Source organism: Candidatus Dorea massiliensis AP6, assembly GCF_964245105.1.
GTDB lineage: Bacteria > Bacillota > Clostridia > Lachnospirales > Lachnospiraceae > Laedolimicola > Laedolimicola intestinihominis.
Map to the genome: position 1 here is coordinate 34,294 of NZ_CAXTKW010000019.1, position 21,557 is coordinate 55,850.

22 protein-coding genes and 3 pseudogenes are annotated in these 21,557 nt (G+C 48.1%); 8 read left to right on the forward strand and 17 right to left on the reverse strand.

The window, feature by feature from the left end:
• Positions 1–133: 133 nt before the first annotated feature.
• Positions 134–508 (forward strand): hypothetical protein, encoded by a 375-nt coding sequence (locus ACESZP_RS16260; protein WP_499709746.1) that lies wholly within the window; start codon positions 134–136, stop codon positions 506–508.
• Positions 509–607: 99 nt separating this feature from the next.
• Here ACESZP_RS16260 and ACESZP_RS16265 read toward each other — a convergent pair whose 3' ends face one another.
• Together ACESZP_RS16265 and ACESZP_RS16270 are read right to left on the reverse strand one after the other, a co-directional pair.
• Complete coding sequence (locus tag ACESZP_RS16265; RefSeq protein WP_349165397.1) at positions 608–1,783, reverse strand: pyridoxal phosphate-dependent aminotransferase; 1,176 nt, start codon at positions 1,781–1,783, stop codon at positions 608–610.
• Positions 1,784–1,835: 52 nt separating this feature from the next.
• A complete protein-coding gene (locus ACESZP_RS16270) occupies positions 1,836–2,087 on the reverse strand; it encodes a winged helix-turn-helix transcriptional regulator (RefSeq protein WP_499709764.1) in 252 nt (83 codons plus the stop codon).
• A gap of 174 nt (positions 2,088–2,261) precedes the next feature.
• On the opposite strand from ACESZP_RS16270, the gene ACESZP_RS16275 reads away from it, so the two are divergent.
• Genes ACESZP_RS16275 through ACESZP_RS16300 form a run of 6 tightly spaced genes read left to right on the forward strand, consistent with a single transcriptional unit; the run spans position 2,262 to position 5,826 of the window.
• Positions 2,262–2,966 (forward strand): lantibiotic protection ABC transporter ATP-binding protein, encoded by a 705-nt coding sequence (locus tag ACESZP_RS16275; RefSeq protein WP_025580190.1) that lies wholly within the window; start codon positions 2,262–2,264, stop codon positions 2,964–2,966.
• Positions 2,967–3,713 (forward strand): lantibiotic immunity ABC transporter MutE/EpiE family permease subunit, encoded by a 747-nt coding sequence (locus ACESZP_RS16280; RefSeq protein WP_008705323.1) that lies wholly within the window; start codon positions 2,967–2,969, stop codon positions 3,711–3,713.
• A gap of 2 nt (positions 3,714–3,715) precedes the next feature.
• Positions 3,716–4,459, forward strand: a complete 744-nt coding sequence (locus ACESZP_RS16285) for a lantibiotic immunity ABC transporter MutG family permease subunit (RefSeq protein WP_025580193.1) — start codon at positions 3,716–3,718, stop codon at positions 4,457–4,459.
• Complete coding sequence (locus ACESZP_RS16290) at positions 4,452–4,829, forward strand: NisI/SpaI family lantibiotic immunity lipoprotein (RefSeq protein ID WP_499709749.1); 378 nt, start codon at positions 4,452–4,454, stop codon at positions 4,827–4,829. The genes ACESZP_RS16285 and ACESZP_RS16290 overlap by 8 nt, the downstream gene beginning before the upstream one ends.
• 38 nt (positions 4,830–4,867) lie before the next feature.
• On the forward strand, positions 4,868–5,530 hold the full coding sequence (locus tag ACESZP_RS16295) for a response regulator transcription factor (RefSeq protein WP_173701353.1): 663 nt from the start codon (positions 4,868–4,870) through the stop codon (positions 5,528–5,530).
• The gene (locus ACESZP_RS16300; protein ID WP_499709750.1) at positions 5,521–5,826 is read left to right on the forward strand and encodes a hypothetical protein; all 306 of its coding nucleotides are present in this window, start codon (positions 5,521–5,523) and stop codon (positions 5,824–5,826) included. Before ACESZP_RS16295 ends, ACESZP_RS16300 begins: the two co-directional genes overlap by 10 nt.
• Before the next feature lie 65 nt (positions 5,827–5,891).
• Here the strand turns inward: ACESZP_RS16300 and ACESZP_RS16305 are convergent, their stop codons facing one another.
• From ACESZP_RS16305 to ACESZP_RS16320, 4 genes are all read right to left on the reverse strand, one after another.
• The gene (locus ACESZP_RS16305; protein ID WP_499709751.1) at positions 5,892–6,497 is read right to left on the reverse strand and encodes a SipW-dependent-type signal peptide-containing protein; all 606 of its coding nucleotides are present in this window, start codon (positions 6,495–6,497) and stop codon (positions 5,892–5,894) included.
• A 54-nt stretch (positions 6,498–6,551) separates the two neighbouring features.
• On the reverse strand, positions 6,552–7,118 hold the full coding sequence (locus ACESZP_RS16310) for a signal peptidase I (protein WP_147632138.1): 567 nt from the start codon (positions 7,116–7,118) through the stop codon (positions 6,552–6,554).
• Between the two features lie 47 nt (positions 7,119–7,165).
• Complete coding sequence (locus tag ACESZP_RS16315) at positions 7,166–7,879, reverse strand: TetR/AcrR family transcriptional regulator (protein ID WP_499709752.1); 714 nt, start codon at positions 7,877–7,879, stop codon at positions 7,166–7,168.
• 87 nt (positions 7,880–7,966) lie between these two features.
• Positions 7,967–8,608 (reverse strand): site-specific integrase, encoded by a 642-nt coding sequence (locus ACESZP_RS16320; protein WP_499709753.1) that lies wholly within the window; start codon positions 8,606–8,608, stop codon positions 7,967–7,969.
• Positions 8,609–8,685: 77 nt separating this feature from the next.
• Here ACESZP_RS16320 and ACESZP_RS16325 point away from each other — a divergent pair.
• Positions 8,686–9,774 (forward strand): annotated as a pseudogene (locus ACESZP_RS16325) (winged helix domain-containing protein); the annotation flags it as partial.
• Here ACESZP_RS16325 and ACESZP_RS16330 read toward each other — a convergent pair.
• The 11 genes and pseudogenes from ACESZP_RS16330 to ACESZP_RS16380 form a co-directional block, all read right to left on the reverse strand.
• Positions 9,730–13,509, reverse strand: a complete 3,780-nt coding sequence (locus ACESZP_RS16330) for a MutS N-terminal domain-containing protein (protein WP_499709754.1) — start codon at positions 13,507–13,509, stop codon at positions 9,730–9,732. The pseudogene ACESZP_RS16325 and the gene ACESZP_RS16330 overlap by 45 nt on opposite strands.
• A gap of 81 nt (positions 13,510–13,590) precedes the next feature.
• The gene (locus ACESZP_RS16335) at positions 13,591–14,349 is read right to left on the reverse strand and encodes a hypothetical protein (protein ID WP_499709756.1); all 759 of its coding nucleotides are present in this window, start codon (positions 14,347–14,349) and stop codon (positions 13,591–13,593) included.
• A 47-nt stretch (positions 14,350–14,396) separates the two neighbouring features.
• On the reverse strand, positions 14,397–15,620 hold the full coding sequence (locus tag ACESZP_RS16340) for an ATP-binding protein (protein WP_147632130.1): 1,224 nt from the start codon (positions 15,618–15,620) through the stop codon (positions 14,397–14,399).
• Positions 15,621–15,760: 140 nt separating this feature from the next.
• Positions 15,761–15,976, reverse strand: a complete 216-nt coding sequence (locus ACESZP_RS16345; RefSeq protein ID WP_499709757.1) for a transposon-transfer assisting family protein — start codon at positions 15,974–15,976, stop codon at positions 15,761–15,763.
• A complete protein-coding gene (locus ACESZP_RS16350; protein ID WP_499709765.1) occupies positions 15,973–17,037 on the reverse strand; it encodes a YodL domain-containing protein in 1,065 nt (354 codons plus the stop codon). The genes ACESZP_RS16345 and ACESZP_RS16350 overlap by 4 nt, the downstream gene beginning before the upstream one ends.
• A pseudogene (locus ACESZP_RS16355) lies at positions 17,014–18,258 on the reverse strand (LPD28 domain-containing protein); the annotation flags it as partial. The gene ACESZP_RS16350 and the pseudogene ACESZP_RS16355, both read right to left, overlap by 24 nt.
• 87 nt (positions 18,259–18,345) lie before the next feature.
• Positions 18,346–18,744, reverse strand: coding sequence for a topoisomerase C-terminal repeat-containing protein (locus ACESZP_RS16360; RefSeq protein WP_499709759.1), 399 nt, complete (start codon positions 18,742–18,744; stop codon positions 18,346–18,348).
• Entirely contained in the window at positions 18,692–19,096 is a 405-nt protein-coding gene (locus tag ACESZP_RS16365; protein ID WP_499709760.1) for a PrgI family protein, read from the reverse strand. Before ACESZP_RS16365 ends, ACESZP_RS16360 begins: the two co-directional genes overlap by 53 nt.
• Positions 19,097–19,114: 18 nt before the next feature.
• The gene (locus tag ACESZP_RS16370) at positions 19,115–19,987 is read right to left on the reverse strand and encodes a VirB6/TrbL-like conjugal transfer protein, CD1112 family (protein ID WP_147632122.1); all 873 of its coding nucleotides are present in this window, start codon (positions 19,985–19,987) and stop codon (positions 19,115–19,117) included.
• 88 nt (positions 19,988–20,075) lie between these two features.
• Positions 20,076–20,159 (reverse strand): annotated as a pseudogene (locus ACESZP_RS16375) (Maff2 family mobile element protein); the annotation flags it as partial.
• 90 nt (positions 20,160–20,249) lie between these two features.
• Positions 20,250–21,557 (reverse strand): recombinase family protein (locus tag ACESZP_RS16380; RefSeq protein ID WP_499709761.1); only part of this gene is annotated, 1,308 nt, incomplete at its 5' end.

The following is a 21,557-nucleotide window of genomic DNA, read 5'->3' on the forward strand; positions in this document are numbered from 1 at the left end:
ATCATTTTTCTGTTCTACCGGTTCAAAACCGGAGAAATCACCGGCAGCCCTGCGCATAGGTTTTTCCGCTTGCCAAGCCCATTACCACCGGTGTATAGTGAAGGTAATCAATTCGTGAAATTGGGGGATTACTATGAACTACGCATTTACAAACGGAAAGCTCCTGGACGGAAACCGGGACATGCAGGTGCAGACCGGGCTCTGTATTTTGGTGAAGGATGGGTTGATCGCGGATATCGTGCCGGATACGGCGGATGTGACGGGATATCGGAGGGTGGCTCTGCATGGGCATTACATTCTGCCGGGCCTTATTAACATGCACGTGCATCTGGCCGGCTCCATTGAGAAAGGCAAGGCAGCGGATCTTATCGTTACTGCGGAGAATCCGCTGGAAGATCTGCGGGCATTGCGGAATCTGGAGCTGGTAGTCGCACGAGGCAATGTAATCGAACATCCTGTGATTAAAAAGAGGAAACAGGTTGAAGCTGAGCTGGATAAGTTCTTATAATCTGAAACATATTGTGCCAACTTATCTATGTAATATTATATAGACACGTTTTAAAGTGAAAGGCTTCCTGACTCTCCGTGCGGTCCCATGTCAGGATTTTTATTTCAGTTCTTTCAGCTTTTCCAGCCGTCCAAGCGCTTCGTCCAGAGTCTCCTTTTCCCGGGCGAAATGCAGGCGGATCAGGTTGTTGACCTCTTCCCTGAAAAAGCTGGATCCAGGAACGGCGGCCACGCCAATCTCTTTGATCATCCACTCGCAGAATTCCAGATCCGTAAAGCCCCGGAACTGCGGCAGCTCCAGAAACTCGGAGATATCAATCAGTACAAAATAGGTCCCCTGGGGCACGTTATGTTTCAGCCCGATCCGATCCAGTCCCGCCAGAAAATAATTCCGTTTTTCCGTGTAAGTCTCCAGCAGCTTTTCGTAATAATCCTCCGAATACTTAAGGCCCACTGTCGCCGCCTCCTGTAAGGGCGCGGCCGCTCCCACGGTCAGGAAATCATGCACCTTCTTGGCCGCCTCAATCACATAAGCCGGTCCAATCAGATAGCCCAGTCTCCAGCCTGTAATGGAGTAGGTCTTTGACAGAGAATTGCAGGTGATCGTATGCCCGTACATGCCCGGCAGGGAAGCCATACAAATATGCCGGTTTGGCGCGTACACCATATGCTCGTACACCTCGTCGGTCACCACAAAGGCGTCATATTGGACAGCCAGCTTCCCGATGGCCACAAGCTCCTCCTCACGGAACACCTTTCCGCAGGGGTTGGATGGATTGCAGACAATGATAGCCTTCGCTCCGTCCCGGAAGCCCTGCTCCACCAGCCGGATATCAAACTCATATTCCGGCGGAACCAGCGGAATGTAGATGGGCTCCGCCCCGGACAGAATGGCGTCGGCACCGTAATTCTCGTAAAACGGGGAAAATACCATCACCTTATCCCCGGGATTACAGATGGTCATCATGGCACACATCATCGCCTCGGTTCCGCCGCAGGTCACCACGATCTCTGTGTTTGGATCGATGATTCTGTGGATAGCCTTTCCCTGCTTTGCAGCCAGCGCTTCCCGGAAATTCTGGGCTCCGTAGGTTATAGAATACTGATGCGGCCCCTCATAGGCGGCCTTCGCCAATGCGTCCATGATTTCCTTTGGCGGGTCAAAATCAGGAAAGCCCTGTGACAGATTGATGGCTCCATATTGATTGCTGATACGTGTCATTCTGCGGATAACAGAATCCGTAAAGTTTCCAACCCGTTGGCTTAATTCCGGCATATTTTTGTCTCCTTTACAAATATCAATTTCTATGAAATCATCTGCGATGATCTCACTTCTGGCACTGCGTCATGGTGTTTTCGCTGTCTTCTTTATAAAAAAAGTCTGACCACTCACAGATGCCCTGCAGGATGGGCACGACGGATTTTCCTTTCTCCGTCAGGGAATATTCCACCCGGGGCGGAATTTCATCGTAAGATTTCCGATCAATAATACCATCTTCAATCAAATCTTTAAAGGTTGCCGCCAGCACTGCGTCGGTAATATTATACAATTCCTTGCGCAGCTCACTGTAACTGGATATTGGCTTGCATTTCTATCGTTGCGATCTAAAAGCTGAAATACCTCTCCAAATACAGCTGCAACATATGCTCCACGGTTACGGTGTATTGTTCATATTCTGTTTTCGGGAATCTTTATGAAATCTTCAAAATTGCCCGGTATGCTATCCGTAAAATCAAAGAAAGGACTTGATTATATGGATATGATTTTGAAAACGACTGACCTCTGCAAAAATTTCAAGGGGCAAATGGCGGTAAACAATGTGTCACTGAACATCCGGCGCAACTCGGTTTATGGTCTGCTGGGGCCGAATGGGGCTGGCAAATCCACGATCTTAAAAATGCTCACCGGCATTTTGCGCCCCACATCGGGAAGCATCGAGTTTGACGGCCACCCGTGGAAGCGGAATGATCTGGAGCATATCGGTGCTTTGATTGAGATGCCCCCGCTTTACGAAAATCTGACTGCATACGAAAATCTCAAAGTCAGAACTACATTGCTCGGCCTGGACGATGCACGAATTAACGAGGTATTGCAAATTGTCCAGCTCACGAATACCGGCAAGAAACGGGCCGGGCAGTTTTCTCTTGGTATGAAGCAGCGGCTTGGTATTGCTATTGCATTGCTGAACAGTCCTCAGCTTTTGATTCTGGATGAACCGACTAACGGCCTTGACCCTTTAGGGATTGAGGAACTTCGAGAGTTAATTCGCTCTTTTCCCTGCAAAGGGATTACAGTTATTTTGTCCAGCCATATTCTGTCAGAAGTCCAGCAGATTGCAGATCATGTGGGTATCATTGCTGGCGGCGTCCTTGGATATGAGGGAGAGCTTCGCGCCGGTGAAGATTTGGAACAACTCTTTATGGATGTTATTCGCAGAAATGGTAAGGAGGGATATTAAATGGAGATGGCATATATTCAGGCAGAGAACCTAAAGCATAAGAGAACTTTCACAAAAACGCTGATCGTTCTGGCCCCGTTTGTAACTGCGCTTATGAACTTTTTTGCCCCTCTTTGGTTCCAGCTCAATTCTTATAATTGGTGGTATATCCTGCTTTATCCTGGATTCCTTACGCTCACCTGTGCCTTGATTGAACAGCGGGATAATGGCAAACTAAAATATCGTGCCGTTGCTTCATTGCCTGTTTCGCAGAACAAAGTCTGGAAAGCAAAAATTGGAGTGGCCGGTATTTACTCCTGTGTGGGGAATTTCATTTTCCTGGCGCTAAATCTGTTGGGCGGTTTTGCAATATTAGTTATCAACGAAATTCCCCTGACAATCGGAATTTGGCAGGCTGCGGCCGGAACAGCTTGTATTGTCATTGCAAGCCTATGGGAAGTTCCGCTGTGCTTATGGTTATCAAAAAAAGTTGGTATCTTTGTCACGGTTATTCTTAATGCCGGACTTGGAAGCGTTTTAGGGATTTTCACGGCTACAACCTCTTTGTGGATGATCTGCCCGTATAGCTGGGTGCCGCATCTTATGATTTCCGTGTTAGGTATTTTGCCTAATGGTGAGCCGGTTGCAGATCAGAGTACGGCAATGGCATTTTGGATGATTATACTTGTATTGGTCATTTCGCTGGCTTGGTTTGCGGCGCTGTCATTTTTAACTGCAAGATGGTTTGAGAAAAAGGAGGTGGGGTAACTATGGTATCTGTGGTTCGCTGCTGGAAAGCAGAATATCAGAAGTGTAAACATAGCATTTTGCTCTATATGCACAGCATGATTCCGATTATATGTGCGGCGATTTTTGCGGGTTACTATCATATATCCAGATGGGAACTGGCAACCAAAATCAGTGCCTATCTGGAAGTGCTGGCCGTTGCGTTCCCGTTTCTGATCGGCATTATTGTGGGCCTGGTTGTTCAGATCGAAAATCAGGCCGGGCATTATCAGCTTTTGTTGGGAACAATCCCATCTCGCATGGCAACGTATATTGGTAAACTTGGTTTTCTGATGATCTGTGCTTTTGGCGCAACATTTTTAGCGTTAGGAACATTCGCTGCACTATATAGGGATGCTCCGGCAAGCCTTTACCTGAAAGCAGGGATTCTATTGTTGATTACCATGCTTCCCATTTACCTGATTCATTTGTTTGTGGGAATGAGCTTCGGAAAAGGTGCATCTATGGGATTGGGAATTGCAGGGAGTTTAATAGCTGCCCTTATGATAACAGGGCTTGGTGACGCTACATGGAAATATATTCCCTGGGCCTGGGGCGTTCGTGCTATGGATTACACTGTGCTTGCATGGGATAGCCCCCAACTGTATGCACAGGTAAAAACCGATTTTTTCAGCGGTATGATTATTTCTGTATGCTGCACTGTTTGTCTGCTGATTGCCAGTTTGGTTTGGTTTCATGGTTGGGAGGGAGGTAAAAACAGTGAATAAAAAGTGCCTGTTTGCCGTGGTAATTGTGCTTGTAAGTCTTATATGCTTATCGGCCTGCGGTACGCTCCGCGATACCGCCGATAAAAATAAGGCGTTAAATGAATCTCTGCCGTATTATGAGCTGAACGCCGCAAACTATGATGAAATTTCATATAACGGCCTGACATATACCATAACGGATGAATGTCTTGAAATGTCAGAACTGCAAGAAGAAATCGGGCAGGTATCGAAACGCTTCAAAAATGTGGCGGGGGAAGATTTCAGTTTCGGCTACGTTTACAGTATTGTGGATGTGGATATAAGCAATACCGTAGCTGTAAATATCAACAATGAATATCGGAAAGCTGACATTAAAAATAATGATGAGTAACCTCGACAATGTGGTATAATGGGGCGGGAGGTGATTTTTTGACCCACTTACTTGTAGTTGACGATGAAGTTTCTATCTTGGAATTGATTAAGAACAGTTTGGGGAAAGATGGATATTTGATAACAGTCTGTCAAAATGCGGATGATGTAGACATCAAAAAGCTGCATTTCTATGACCTCATTCTTTTGGATGTGATGATGCCTGGCACAGACGGGTTTGAGTTTTGCAAACAGATCAGGAATATGGTAGACTGCCCGATTCTCTTTCTGACCGCAAAGACATTAGAGGAAGATATATTGTTTGGATTGGGCATCGGTGCGGATGATTATATTACGAAACCTTTTCGTATTCAGGAGCTTCGCGCCCGTGTCGCGGCACATTTACGCAGAGAAAAAAGGGAGCATCACAGCACACTTTCATTTGAGCCTGATATAAGATTTGACCTTTCCGCAAAGGTACTGTATGTTTCAGAACAGCCGGTTCCCCTTACCAAAAGCGAGTATTCAATCTGTGAATACCTTGCGAAAAACCGGGGACAGGTTTTTACAAAAGAACAAATCTATGAAGCCGTTTTCGGGTTTGATGGAATAGGCGATAACTCTACGATCTCAACGCATATAAAAAATATTCGTGCGAAATTGGAGCATTTCAAAATAAGTCCGATCAGCACCCTATGGGGGATAGGATATAAATGGGAGTGAAAAAGAAACCTACATTGAAAATATTGTTTCGCCAGTTTGCTATCTCCCTCATTGTCATGCTGGTAGCGGCAATTATTGTCCCTTCTGGTTTGGAGGGACTTGCTGTAAATGCTGGATTAGCTACAAGAGCAAATCTAAGTGAATTGCAGGTAAAAGAGATCATTCCAACGCTGACGATTGCCCCGGATATTACAAAGGTTGTGATTCCACAGGGATGCGGCTACTTAATTCTGGACAAGAACTTTAATGAGCTTTATCCGTATTGTTCTTATACAGCTGAGAAGCATAGGCGGTGATGGTCAGGGTTGTATCTCTATCAGAGGTGCGGTCATACCGAAACCTCTCAATAGACGATTCCTATTCAGTTGTTAAATCCAGCCGCAGTCCAAATATCGGAAGCGCTCTTGCCGTCAAAGCCGTCAGCCTGAATTGCGTAAGCGGTGACATTGATTTCCTTGCCAGCGTAGCTTGCCAAAATCTCGTTGTTCACATCGCCCTTAATGGTAAAGCTCTCGAATACGGTCACATTGTCGCCGCCCTTAACAACTGCAGGATTGGTGTTGTCAGTGGTGTACACATAGATGCCATTGGCTTCATCCACAGCAACCCAGCCCTTGTCTTTCATCTGCTCAGCGACGGTCTTGGTATCTTCGATGTCAGCAATCCCGTTTGCAACCTTGACAAACAGGTAGCAATCTTCGCTGTCAGCATCCACATGGACGATAGGGTCCTTCACATACTCCTTACCAGGCATCAGCTTGTATTCGTTCGCCTGGTCACGATCATTCTCGCCTGGGGTGCTGTTGTCCACGTCGGTTTCGTCCAGGGTTATGGCGACATTTCCCACAGTGAATGTGTTGACAACCTCGTCAGTGGAAGTCAGGTAGGCCATGGTTCCCAGCACAGAGGCGGTGACAAGCATTACCGCACAGAGGCTCAGAAGCAGTGCTTTTTTTGTTTTCTTCATTTGAGAAAACCTCCTTCAATAAATTTTTATATAGGGAGCCTTGCGGCATTGCCCTCATTGTTTCGGGATATGATCCCGTTCATATCTGCCTTTTGTTTTCTTTTTCTCCTTGTCTTTATCGTCAGAAGAAAACAGGTCTGGCAGAAAGACCAACAGCAGCAGAACTGCGCCAACGGAAATGGCTACATAGGTTCCCGGAGGATTCTGAATGTAGTCAGCGAAATATCCCAAATAGGGAATTGTGAACACCGGAGAGCCGATCACATTCTTATAATGAACCAACTTGCCGTCCTCAGCATCGTTGGCGTCGCCCTTGGTGCGGTAGCGCAGCGTGTCTGGCTCTTCCTCATCAGGAACGACTTCTGTAATGCGGTGAGTTGCCACGGTATCCTCATCCAGCATGAAAGTGATGACATCGCCCGCTTCCAGTTCTTTGTAGTCCACATCTTTAACATAGATGAGGGAACCGACATGATAGGTCGGCTCCATAGAACCGGAAAGCACCGTGAATACCTGAAGCCCAACCAGCCGAACGCCTACCAGCGCAACGGCGAGTATCACAGCAAGAACCACGATGATGTTCGTGATGATATTCCAAATTTTTTTAATTGTTTTTCCCATACCCTTTTCCTGTTCTGCGGCAGATCAGTGCCGCCCTTTCTCTCGTTCTATTGCCGGTCGGCTTTCTCCGGCAGTTCCTTTTTCATCTCCGCTTCGATTACGTAGAATGCCGTATTGAACGCTCGATTTTCTGCATCAGCCTCATCCGGCGTTTCCTGGTTTACCACCAGAATTGCAAAAGAGTTCAGCAGAACAAATAGTGCGTACAGACAATGCTTGGCATCTTCCATGGTGTCAAACCGAGGAAGAATTGTCTCTGCCAGTTCATCCAACTGTATCTGATACTCCTTCTGTGCATACTTTTCAAAATTAGGGGAATGGTAGTAGTACGTGAAAAAGCGGCAGACATCCGGAGTATCAATCAGGTAACGCCATGCCGCATGAAAAACTAACCTGCACCGTTCCGGCAGAGGACAGGCAGACATTTGTTTTCTTACAAGATCAATCTGCCGAATCACATGGTGCATAAACTTGTGGTTTTCAAGAAGATATGCTTGTACCAGCAAATCTTCCTTATTCTCAAAGTAACGATAGATATAAGCGTCATTTACACCTGCATCGCTGCTGATGTTACGGGTACTTATATCTTTCATTCCATATTTTGCAACTGCCCTAACTGTGCTTTCCAAAAGAGCCGTTCGCTTGTCATCTATCAATATTTGCACCTCGCTTACTGATTGTGGGCATTTGCTACACAAACTGAAAAAATTAAGCCGATTACGGCCATTTTTTCGCTGTCCTTTCTTCGCAGAGTAAGGCACTCTGTCAAATCACAGTTTCAAAACCTGAATAGCCTTGTACTTTTGCCGTCCTTGAGGGGGAAAGACACAAAACTGTGACTGCGGAAATTAAAGCCCGACGGCCGCCAGTTTGTTCATATTGTCCCGTTTCAGCTCCATTGAAGAATGCACATAACGGTCAAGGGTAATGGTTGTATTGGCGTGTCCTAAAATCTCGCTGAGAGATTTGATTTCAAAGCCAACTTCAACACAACGGGTGGCGAAGGTATGCCGAAGCGTATGAAAATGCACGCCGTCCAAACCGCAGATTTCGGTATAACGCTCCATGCGGTATTGCAATGTTCTTGGCTCCATATAATTAGAGGTTCCGGTCAAAACAAAAGCCGCAGGACTTTGCGGATTCATCTTCCGGCAAAGCTCGGCGGCAGTTTCGCTTATGGGAATTGTCCGGGTAGAAGTATCGCTTTTAGGAGAGCCGATCACAATTTTTGTTTTGCTTTCCTGATCGGGATTCATGTCTTTCAGCCTCTGCATGGTCGAGCAGATTTTGATGGTATTATCTTTCAAAGAAATGTTCTCCCACCGTAAAGCACACAACTCACCAATCCGAATTCCCGTGAGAAGTGCAAGAAGCACACCGAACTTACACGAATCCATATCATCCAGAAGAAATCTGGAAAACCGGGTTTGCTCCTCTCTGCTCAGTACACGCATTTCCTTTTTGCTTTCCTTTGGATAGTTGATGTTCAACGTAGGGAATGTTCCGGGAAATCGTTTCGCTGTATAATCGAGAATGGACCGCACGACCACCAGAATATCTTTGACAGTCTTTCAAGGCAAATGCAGGCACGGAAGTTGTGTCCGATATTATCTTCCTGCAGAAGCGGGATCGTCCTATTGAGATTGAACCCGATTGGATACACCTTGGAAAGAACGATGACGGTTTTGCCATCAACAGTTATTTCATCGACCATCCCGAAATGATACTCGGACGGCAGACTTCTGAAAGCACCCAATACGGCAAGCAGGACTTTACGGTTGAACCCATTGAGGGACTGGAACTTGCCGATCAGCTTCACGATGCTGTGAAATATATCCGTGGCACTTATACGGAGGCAGAGCTGCCCGAACTCGGTGCGGGGGAAGCAATCGACACCTCTATCCCCGCTGACCCAAATGTCAAAAATTACAGTTACACCGTGGTAGACGGCAATGTCTACTACAGAGAAAACAGCCGCATGGTAAAGCCCGATTTGAACGCTGCGGCAATGGAGCGTGTCAAGGGCATGGTGGAACTCCGTGATTGTGTGCAGAAACTCATTGGTCAGCAGATGGACGGATATACCCCGGACGAGGTTATCCGGCAGACACAAAGAGAATTAAATGAACTCTACGATAATTTTACCGCAAAGCACGGTCTCATCAACAGCCGTGGCAATGCTCTTGCTTTTGCGGACGATAGCTCCTATTATCTGCTCTGCTCGCTGGAAGTTCTCGATGAGGACAACAATCTGAAACGCAAGGCGGATATGTTTACCAAGCGTACCATTAAGCCCAGCGAAGTTGTCACATCGGTCGATACCGCTTCGGAAGCATTGGCAGTCTCTATTGCAGAAAAAGCAATGGTTGATATGGCATATATGTCTCAGCTTACCGGCAAGACCGAGGAAGAACTGGCGAGCGATCTGCGTGGCGTGATCTATATGGATTTTAACCGAAAGCCGGACGGCTCCTATACTTGGAGAACCGCCGATGATTTTCTGTCCGGGAATGTCCGTGAAAAGCTCGCTTACTATCAAAAAGCTCTGGATATGCTGCCGGAAGGTGCGGAGCACCGCAGCGAGATTGCAGACAATGTGGCGGCTCTGAAATCAGCACAGCCGAAAGACCTGGATGCTTGTATAGTGGGCATTCAGCGTAGAACTTCTTGCGGCGGCGTATTCTTCGGGAGAAAGTGCTGTGTACAGCTCCGCAAATTCACTTTTCCAGTTGTCTTTTGTTTCATCAAAGGCGTCCGCCAGCCCGCCCCAGCCCACATACCTGGAGAGAATAACCTGTTCTTCGGGTGTTGCCTGTCTGCCGTCAAACTCCAATTCTTTCAGAAGGTTGATGGCGTCCATATTCATACGGAACTTTGCTTTTGCACCACCTTCACCCAGATGGTCATCGGTGATGCGGAAATTGTGAAGTTCGGGCTTCGGTATCGGCGGCTCTGGGGTTTTGATGGTTCGGATTTCCACATCGAACGGAAGATTGTTTTCTTCCGCAGAGTAAAACGCTGCGGTTTCTGACTCCAACTGAGGCTCGGCAGGCGGTTCCGCTGTACGCTGTGCTTCGCTGATCTCCATGAGCCCACGCATAAACGCAATGGATTCGCTTCTGAAAATCGGGAACCCTGCTGCGTTCTGGAATGTAACATCCTGCAAGCTCACCTTGCCAAAATCGAGATTTACGCTGTCCACAACAAATCTGCGTCCGTCAATCTCAAAGGTGGATTCATGGGGGATCAGATACTCATTTGCGAAAGCCTCATCAGCTTCCCGAATAGCGGCCTGCTCACGGCTGATCCGATCCACATCTCCCATTACCTGCTGAATGAACGGGTCTGCATCCAGCTTTTCGGAGTCAACGACTTCGCCGTTTACGATGCCATGCTGGGCAAGGGTTTCACGAATGGCAATCGGGTCAATATCGTCCAGACGGTCATATTCTGCCTGGGTGTAAAATCTGTCCTCCTTGATGAGCTGTGCGATACGCCTCTGTACCTTTGCCCAGGACATTTCATAATCAATGTCCGTTCCGGTAACGGTGATATGCAGAGGTTTCGATACCTCAGTACCGTATTCTCCGGCGAGCCACGCCGCCGTGTCCCGTTCACGGGCATGGTCTGCCATATAACGGACAACTGCCTGCTTACTTTCAATACTGCCGTTCCAGCTTTGGAGAGCTTCATCAATCTCTGCCTGTGTGATTTCACGGGAGATAAGCGGTGTTTCAACTGCTGCGGTTGAGGTGCCTTTTGGAGTTTCTGTAACGCTTACAGGTTCGTTTTCGACCTCCGGGGATAATTCCCTGTCTGCTCCTAAAACGCCCAGAGAATAGGTCGTATGCTCGTTTATAATGCTGTTATGACGGGCAACCGTAACGCCGCGGGTCTGGCGGATTTTCTCAACAGACTGCTCCAGAATGTGAGAGGGAATCCCGCACATTTCCACCCGTCCCGCACCGGACACGGCTCTTGTAGTAAGATTTAAGCCAAGCAGCTCCGATGCGGTTCTGGCATCCACGCCGTACATTTCAAAGAAATCTCCGACCTGGAACAGCACCACATCATTGGGATGGTCATGTTTGATGTCGTTATAGGCGTCCATGTGTTTGCGGAACTGCCACTCACGGGTCTGCATTTCCTCATATCTGGCTTTTTCTTCGGGAGTAAAATATCTGCCGTTCCGAATGATGTTTTCAAAGCGGGAGAGCACCTTGTTCCAGTTCAGCTCTACATCAGTACAGCCGGGCTTCTGCAAACGGATACCCTTGCCGCTGCTGTCAATCCAGCCCTGTCCCGATACAGCATGAGAACGACCGCCTGTGCCGTACTCATTCTTTAGAAATTCCGTTTTTTCTTTGGCATTGTGAGCGCCTGTGAGATAGCTGTAGATGCGACCCCTGCCGCCCTCAACATTACTGCCACGATTCAGCGTGGCGTCAATCTCATCATCGGTAATAAACATTCCCACCGTGGGAACCTCCGGCATATCGGAAGTATACTCACGCCTCAGCAGGTCAAGGTCTTTCAGCCTGTTCCAGATCTCGTGCGTCTTGTGAAAGTGAAAACGCATGACGTCCCGATTTTCCTTATATGCTTCAAGAAAAACGGTATACTCTGCGGCAAGGCGTTCCCGAAACGTAGGGTCTTTCAAATCCTCCGCCAGACGAGCCGTACTATCGGGGAAATTGTTATTGCGATAGTCAGCCAGGGCAGAGAGGATGTTTTGTTCCTTTGCCGCATCGCTCAAATCCCCACGAAGATACCAGAGCATTTGGGAGAGCTTCATTCGCTCGTGTCCCTCGGCTTCCGCAAGCTCCACATTAGAGGCATATCTGCCGTCCTGCATGAGCTGACCAATACGCTCAGCGGCATCCTCCCAGGAAATTATCTGTGCTGTTTTTGTATATCTTGCGGAACGACCTTTTGCAAGATGAATCCCGTCCTCTCCATACCAAACGGAGAACTCGCCACCCTCTGACTTGATACCGGCTCCGCCGTGATATTCCTGTTTGAGCAGCTCTGCGATTTCTTCTGTGGACTTCTGCTTCTGGAAGGCAGCGGCAACCGTCATTCTTGTATCCTCGGTGTTGCTTGCCAGACGGAGCACATCGTCAATGTCATTTTGGGCAAAAGAAAAAGCGAAGGGTGTAGGTTTTACACTCTCCGCTTCGTCTATGACAGCGATCTGCTCCTGTTCTGTTGGGAACAGCCCAACATCAAAGAGGGTGAGCTGTCCGCTTATGCGTGAATCAGTTCTGCGAGAATTACTTCCTCGGCTTGGTTTTTGAGGTTGTTCATAAGCCCTGTCCACTTCATCGGATCGCTGGCTTTCAGGTTCTCCGTCACGCCGTTCTGCTTCATCAGCTCCGGCATCATCAGTTCCAGCCTCCGGTTCGCTGCCTCGTCGATCTCCCTCAGATGCGGATACAGGCTCTCTGACAGGATCATGCTGTTCCACAGCACCGGCCTGTGCTCCTGCAGGTACTTTTTCCTCATCCGACCGTACTTGCCCAAGGGCTTCGTTTCGGTCTCGGAGAGCGTCAGATTGGGAATCAGATAATCCCCGTTCTGCGTATAATTCAGATTGTTCTCCATCATTCTGCGTCCTTTCCGCCTGTCTTTGCAGGCTTGCTTCTCGCTCGTAGTTTTTTACGGTGATTGCGATTTGCCTTAAAATCTGCTCGCTGCTGTTGGAAACAGCCGAGCCGAGAACGGCAATCGTATCACGGGTGTTAAAATCGAATACGCTTAAAAAATCCTCATGCTCAAAGTAGTCGCCGGGATTGAGACCGCAGCGGGACATGAGCGTGTAGGTGGTGCTGACCGCAGCGGCGTTTCGGAACGCCATCTCTACGTTGTAATCATCATACTCCTCAAGGAAAGAATCTTCAAGGATGCCGAGGATGTCCCGCCTGTTGTCGTTCCAGTATTCGGTTACGAGCTTCCCGGCAATCTGTTCCAGTTGATCGGCAAGACCTTTTTCACCGGATACGCCGAAACGGTTCTCCAGAGACGCCGTAACAGCGTCCTGATGTTCGTCCCGATATTCCCAAAGGTTCAGACGGCGGGAATTTGCCCTGGTGCCTGTATCCGAAACATCAAACACATATTTGAGTTTCGGATTATCGCCGCTGGTATCAATCAAGGCGATGCCCTTGGTGCCACGGCGGACATAACGCCCCATCTGCTTGTTCCAGAGGTCATAGTCGGCACAGGCTGTTGCGTTTGGCTTTTGAGCGAAAATCATAAGCTGCTCATGGAACGGATATTTGTAGAGCCGCCCCATCGTTTCGAGGAACGCCGTCCATTCTCCGAAGCTGCCCGTAACCTGCTTGGCGGTTTGGTCTGCCATTTGCTCATACATTTGCAGTTTGCTTGGCATGAATTGTCTGCCCTCCTTTATTCCATAAAATTAGAGCACCCGAAAATCGGGTGCCCTGCACATAACACTTTGTTATTCTGTTCAAAAATAGATTTCATCATCGTCTGCGTCATCTTCAAAGTATTGAAGCAGATCCAGCGCCAGCTCATTGACACGGATTGGGATGTCAAACCCTTTCATCTGCTGTTCTTCACCATTTGAGTAACTGATTGAGACTGACCATGAGGGTTGTTCTGTATCATCGGCATTTTCGTTCTCGGCAAAATCGCTCCCGCCCTCATCGTCATCATCAAAGGAGTCAAAATCAGATTGAGAAAAATCTTCTTCCCAGCAAAAAACCTCGTACTCGCTGACGATCCGGTTCAGCAGTTTTTTCATTTCCTTCTCCGGCAGTTCCACCGTATCGGTGGTTTCAGCCTGGATACAGGAAATTTGCCGTGATTTGCGGTCAAGCGTAAATGTGATTTGTGCGTCAAAGGGATCTCCATATTCATCCCATAATTCATCCTGAATATGGAATGTCATTTCTTTGATATGGAGCTGCTTTTTGCGTTCGTTTCTCTCAGCATAAGGGAAGTACTCTGCATAAACTGCTTTGGCGGTCTCTGCAATTTCATGGCAGTCATTCTTTTGCAGCCCCTTGAGCCACGCTTTCTGCTCCGCAGATAACCGGTACGGGAGGTTCATCAGCCGTGTCAAAGTCATTTCTTTGGAACGCTCTGCAGGGGACAGCGCCGCACATTTCTTGCAGATATGTGCGCTGTGACCCTTCCCGGAAAAACTCTCATTGGATCGATACGTTCCGCAGACTTTGCAATAATGACCCTGCTTCTTTGCCATTTGTCAGAATCACCGCCTTTCTTCCATTTTTGTGTTTACGCCGTTCCTTAGATGAGATTGCTGGGGATAAAGCAGTTATCTGCATCGATCGGAATTGGCTCCTCGCACATACAGATGATACCGCCGTTGCCACGGTTCAAGGACGCCTTATCAATCACGCTGTATTTCTTAACTTCACGGCGGTCGGGTGCGGCGCTCTTTTTAATCTCCAATGGATGAATGACATTGTTTTCCTCCACAAAGACATCAATCTCTTTTGCGTTGGAATCCCGAAAATACGTGATATTCACCTTGGATTTTGCGTAGGCGTAATTCTTTACAAGCTCCATCACAACATAGTTCTCGTAGTAATGGCCGCTTGCAGCACCATTCCGCAGCGTATCTGGCGTCAGCCACATGGAAAGATACGCACACAGCCCGGTATCGCAGAAATACAGTTTCGGGGTCTTACTGAGCCGTTTTAGCTCATTGTTGGAATACGGTGCGAGCAGATAAATGATATGAAGTCCTACCAGCACTTTCAGCCATTCCTTCGCCGTGCTCGGCGCAATATCAGCGGATTCTGCCAGCGTTGCGTAATTGACCTGTTCCGACACAAGGGAAGCACAGCCAACAAGGAATTTACGGAAACGCACCGTATCCGTAATTCCTCCTGCCTCAGCTACATCCCGCATCAGGTAAGTGTCGATGTAGGAATTGAAATACTCCTGACGAAGTTCATCGTCCACACCCTGTACCTGCGGCATACCGCCCTGCCAAATGTGGTTGAATACTTGAATCACATCGTTTTTGGGAAGTCTACGCTGTCTTGCCTGTAAAGTGGCAAGGGAGAAATCCAAATCGGTATCAAATACCATTCCTGCTTTTTCTCTCGCAGACAGGCTGTATAGTTCCAGTATTCCAATTCTTCCGGCAAGGGTTTCACGTACTCGCTCCATCATTTTGTACTGCTGGGAGCCTGTCAGCCAAATAAGACCTTTCTCGTCGCTTTCATCGCAAATCACCTTGATCTGCTCAAAAAGCTCAGGGGCTTTCTGCACCTCGTCAATGAGGATCGGCGGCTTATAAGTCTGGAAGAACAGCACCGGGTCGCTTTGCGCCAGCTCCCGTGCCATTGCATTGTCCATCGTGACATAGGTTCTGCCACTGTCTGCTAAATGCTTCAGCATGGTCGTTTTTCCGACCTGTCTTGCGCCAGTCACAAGGATAACTTTGAAAAAATCATTGAGCTTCAGAAATTTTCGTTCCAGCTCTCTTGTAATATATGCCATAACGCACCTCCATTTTGTGACATTTTATGATAATCTGCAGTCAATCATATTTTATCATAATATGCCCGTATGGTCAAGAGATGATACCTGTTATGGGTTTTAACTTTTTGTAAATACTGAAAAAGTTCTGCTCCGACATCTTACTCGTCAAAATCAGGATACAGTTCCAGCTTCGCATAGTCCTCGTCGGACATGGCAGAGAGCTTATTCAGCGTGGAGTCAGTCAGCTCACGAAGATCGGTTTCATCCATGCTCAGCTCTTTCCGCATTTCAGATAAGGCGTTTATCAGCCCTGTCCGGTTTCCGGTATCATAGATACACACGAGATTCATTTCGTCGTTCGTAAAATTCATCACAAATCCCTTTCCGCACTTCTGTGCTGCGTCGCTGATTTTCTGTCCTCCTCCTGGTACTTACGGAGCTTGGCAAGGACAGAGGGCTTCTTTGTTTTGACTTCTTCCTTTTTAGGTGCTGGCTTTACCGACTCTTTGGGACCGTTGTTGATAACACCATCAATCATGCCATAATCATCTTCCAACTGCATTTCTGCATTTTTCAGATGATTGTCGGTATTACGGAAGTTTGTCAGTTCCCGATAGCCAACGCTGTCAACATAGTGATAGGATACCACACCCACCTGTTTGAGTGCCACGATGTCACTGATAGAGAGGCTGTGTCCCGTGAAGTCCTGCGGATGCTCAACATTGAAAATACGGTACAAATTCTCCAGCTTTTCAATCTGGCTTCCTTCTTTGGATAAAGTTCCGGTATAAACCAGCTCATAGTTTTCATACTGCGGCTCAATACCTTTCTTCTGCAGCCATTCGGAGTTCATAAACCGTAAATCCGCAGTCGCATCATCACGTTTCAACTGATAGATGGCATAGGTATCGCCGGCACTTTCGTGAAACGCCTGTTCACGCTTCTTACGAACCATTTCCATATCCATCGGCGGGATTTGATTTTTGATAGCGTCCCAATCTTCACGGGTAATGCCAAAACAGCCGGAGAACAGTACAATATCCTCGGCTTCAAACGCCATCGCCTCGGTGTTGCCGTCATAGAGCATATAGATAGGGACATCTCGCTCGAACAGTTCCAAGGCTCTCTCTTTGGACAGAGGAAGCATATCCGAATCCGTATAGCCGTAGGCGTTCATGGCTTCAATGGACATAGATGGATCGGGCATATCCCCATTGCCGGAAGCCTGTACAGGTGGAACTTCTTCCACAGGCAGCTCAATGACAGGTTCGGAACTCCCTTCAACAGAGACTTGATTTGTTTTCCGTGCCTGCCACTCCGAATTTGCAAGATCGTTAGCCTGTTCCTCTGTCATACCTTGTTCCATGAAATAATCCACCATTTCAAGGATATTCATTTCTTCGAGATTTTTTTCTTCTTCGGGAGCGGCAATCATTTCCGTTTCACGCTCTTTCATAATCTCCGCATAGTGCCGGTCTATATCGGAAATCAGCTCGGAGGAAGTCTTATTGATGGTTTCAAGGCTTGCCCGAAGTTCCGGCAGTTCTTTATCCTTTGACCACGCAGCGATATATCCGAAGCTGTTTTCGCCTGTTGCAATACCGTAATACGCACAGACGGCAAAGGAAATGCTTTCCGCCTCAACTTCCTCCGTATGACGGTCTTTTCGCTGTTCATTCAGGAAACGATAGGCGGAAATCTCACCACCGACAAAATTCAGTCCCTCATCCTCGGTCAGCATGAGCCGCCCGTCCTCCGGCAGTTCCAGGGGCTTTGCGGTAATCAGAGAACCGGCATGATTGACTGCGACACGGTTTTCGACTGTCACAGGCACACCTGGGTCATCATCAGAACCTCGCAGATCATAACAGTACATTCCTTCTGGAACATCCGCAGAAGTTACACGCCCGTTAGAAAACAGGGCGGGCACATCAAAAATTTCAACCTCCTGATATTTCGGAGCATCTTTCGGTTCCTCCATTTTCTTCGTGTTGTGGAGCTTGGAATGGGCAATCTCGTGAACCACAGCGGATACAGTCTGCACTTCGCTCATTCCCTCACGAATGGAGATTTTCTGGTTGTCCAAGGAGAAAAAGCCGTCCGAGCCATCACGGATCGGGATGATTTCAATGGGAACAGGAGCAGAACGCCGCAGGGCTTCCAGAAAAACCTCATAATTCTGCACATTGCCCGACAGGTCGGAGGCGAGCTGCGGCAGCGGTTTTCCTTCTGTCTGCGACACATCAAAGACGGTTACAGGCTTATACATGGGAATTTTGATTTCCTTTTCCTCAATGATAACCTTGCCGTCTGCATCAAGCATGGGTAGATTTGTGTCCGGGTCTCGTTTCTCCTGTTCGATTTTCTTTTTGAATGGTGTAGGAGCGATAATCTTGATTCCTTTTTCGCCCTTCATCACATTGCGTTCAAACTGATCTCTCCACTTGTTGAAGCCGGCGACTAAAGTGGCGTTTGGCTTCTGCATATAGATAAGCATTTGATTGTTTACACTGTATTTATGAAAACGGCTCATCGTGCGGAGATACTCAGCGTACTTGTCCGACTGAAAGAGGTCTTGAATCCCTCGTTCTATGCTGTCGGTAATGTCTTTCAGCCGTTCTTTGTTGGTCTGTTTTTCAGCCATAGATTGCTCCCTTCATCGTTGATAAATTAGATTGCCTCCGCATAGGAGAAAGGTTTGCCGACCCATGAGTTACGATAAACTCACCGGCCGGCACCTGTATTATTCCTTACCGAAGTCCAAGCTGTAAACGCTCTTAGTCCCGTCATCGGACAGAACCAGGGCAGCGTCATAGGACTTGCCGGTTTTCTCAGAGAAAATACCCTTAACTGGGAATTTGCCGTTTTTCAGCAAAGCCGCCGCCATCTTCCTTGTCAGCGTGATTTTCTTGCCGGTGAGGAACTTGTTGTCACGCCACAATCCGAAGCGGCAGCTATTGCTCTCGCAGAAGAATCCTTTTTTACTCTCGGTAACATCGCTGCCACAGCGGGGACATTTGCCAACCACATCCCGACCAGACGGGAACAGCACCTCCGCACCCTTGATAACCGAGTAGGTTTTCACAAGCTCACTTACCATCAGGCTGATTTCCGCCCTTGTGAGCTTTCGTTTTTCGGACAATACGGTATACCTCCTTGTCAAGATTTTCCTGCCGCTCCAGCGCCGCATAGAAATTATTCGTCCTGTACGGTCTCTGTTTTGGGCGCAGGAAGCAGACCTGCACGATGTTTCGGACAATCTTTTCTAGAGGCTGTCCGTTCTTTTCATACATTGCCAAAAGCATAAACGGCAGAAGAACAACAATCATAATGAGCGACGCCACGCTCGTGTTCATCGTCCTCTTGCACAGAAAGAACAGAGGGACAGCGACAGCCGCACCGGAGCCAAAGCAAATGAGCTGGCGTTTTGTCAAATTGAAAAGCACCTTTGTCTTAACAGCATTTAAGTCTTTGGGTACAGGCACATAAGCCATAGGGTATCACCTCCGTTTTTAATGTGCCGAGAAAATGGATTTTGCCATCGAGCCTGTTTTGAACAGGGTAAAACACAGAAGAACCGTGTATCCCATACAAGTCCAGATAGCTTTGCTGACATCGGTATCAATGGCGATGTTCTCGACGAGAGCCGCATAAATCGCCACGCAGACGATAATGAGAAACGCCTGGAATGCCAAAGCAAACAGGGAACGCAGATAGTTCTGTCCCATATTGCCGCCGTCCTTATTAACCATTGTAGCCATCGGTATCGGTGCAATGGAGGTCACGAGATATATTTCTATCATGCGTCCGTAGGTGATGATGAAGATACAGATTGTAAGCGCCCATGTGCAGATGCCGACAAACAGGCTTTGGAACCACAGACCGATGAGCGGCCCGATGTCCATTTCCATAAGCCGCTGTTCCAGATCGACAACAACCGAACTGATGTCAATGGAGGCGTCGCTTGAAATAACGCCCGCAGCGCTGTTTACAACGCTTTGCCCCACATCGAAAACACCCATCACGATGTTCCATGTGTTGGTAACAATCAGAACAGCACAAGCTGTCTTGAAAATCCACTTAAAGAACATCCAGGTATCTACATCGCCGTGCATATTGTTTTTGTCAGAGACCATCTGGATTAGCTCCAGAGTCATGACAAAAGCGAGAATCACACCGGCAATCGGGATGATGACATTTTCAGAAAGTGAACGGATCATGTTGTAGATCGCAGCGTTCCACGCCTGCGGCGTGGCTCCGACTTGCGCTGAAATATCTGCCACCTGCCCGTTCACGCTGTCAAACAGCCCGGAGAGGTTGCCGATAATGCCGCTGACCAATATTTCTTTCAGCCATTCTCCGATTGCATCAATAACCATTCCCATGGAAGCCGAACACCTCCTTTCCGGCTCCCACCCAAGCTATTGGATGGGAGCCAAAAGTGCAAAATTATGGGGATGCCTATTACCGGTATTAACCGAAAAGTCCGGTGAGCAGGGGAACGAGGGTCATGCCGATCAGCGCAACACCGCCGCCAGCCATGAGCTGTTTTATCCCCAATTAGGTGTAAAACTCTGCTCGATGGCGGGCGGCGGCGTACAAAAAATCTATATGGTGTTTTTAAGAGAACCGTCCCGGCGGGACAGGTCAGGCAGTGACCTGTTCCACCTCCGGGATGGGTTTGAGATTAAAATGAATTTCGATAGAAATGTGTCTTGTTTTATCTTCGTCAATGCGTTCATGCACGACAATTTCTTTGATTAAGCGGTTAAGGGTGGCTGCGTCCAGCTCTGTGATGTTGGCATATTCCTGAATGGCTTCCACCCATTGTTTTGCGTCATTGGCAAGCTGGACTTCATCAGACAGCCGCTTTCTGCCCTCGGACACTTTTGCTTTAAGCTCCGTCTGCTCGGTCTGTGTCTTTTCCAGCATGGTGTTGAAATTCTGCTCACTGATACGCCCTGCAATCATATCCTCATAAAGCCGCATGACCATTTTGTCCAGAACCTCAATCCGTTCCTCGTCCCTTGTAAGGGAGCGTTCCATTGCTTCCCGCTGTTCCCGCTGCTCGGCTTCACAGGTATTGGTCAGGCGGTCGGCAACCGCTTCCCCGTCCATCAGGGCAGCTCTGGCACATTCCCGTATTTTCCGCAGCACATGGCTGTAAAGGGTGTCATAATCAATCCGGTGCTGGGTGCAGTGGTTCTTTCCAAAGGCATTGTAGGTCTTGCAGGAGTATATCCGCTGGGGATGTTTTGCGTTTGTGTAGCGTACCGTCAACGACTTCCCACACTCGCCGCATTTTAACAGTCCGGCAAACAGGCTGATTTCATTGGTCTGCCCCGGACGCTGGCGGGATTTCAGCTTGTTCTGCACAATGTCAAAGCTCATGCGGTCAATCAGCGGTTCATGCTGCCCCTCCACCACAATCCAGTCCTCCGGCTTCTTTTCCCCAATCGTGCCGATTTTGAAACGGTAGTCCTTTTTCTGGGAAGCAATCGCCCCGGTGTAGACGGGATTCATCAAAAGGTCTTTGATAACGGAGAAGTCCCACATATACCGCCCGTTTTCCGGGTCTTTCTTTTCCCATTTGGTGCGGGTATTGCGAAGCCCCCGTTCCCGGTTCCACCATGTGGGGCAGGGGATTTTTTCTTCCTCCAGCCGTCTGCGGATATAGTTCGGACCATGACCGTTCAGGGCATATCCGAAAATCAGTCGCACAATCGGGGCGGTTTCCTCGTCAATGAGCAGATGGTTTTTGTCCTCCGGGTCTTTCCGATACCCAAACGGGGCAAGACACCCGGTAAACTGTCCTTTCTGCGCTTTCAGAAGATAAGAGGAATGGACTTTCTTGGAAATATCCTTGCTGTACATCTCGTTCAGGATATTCTTGAACGGGGCAATATCGTTGTTATCCCGCAGGGTGTCGATACCGTCATTCATGGCGATATAGCG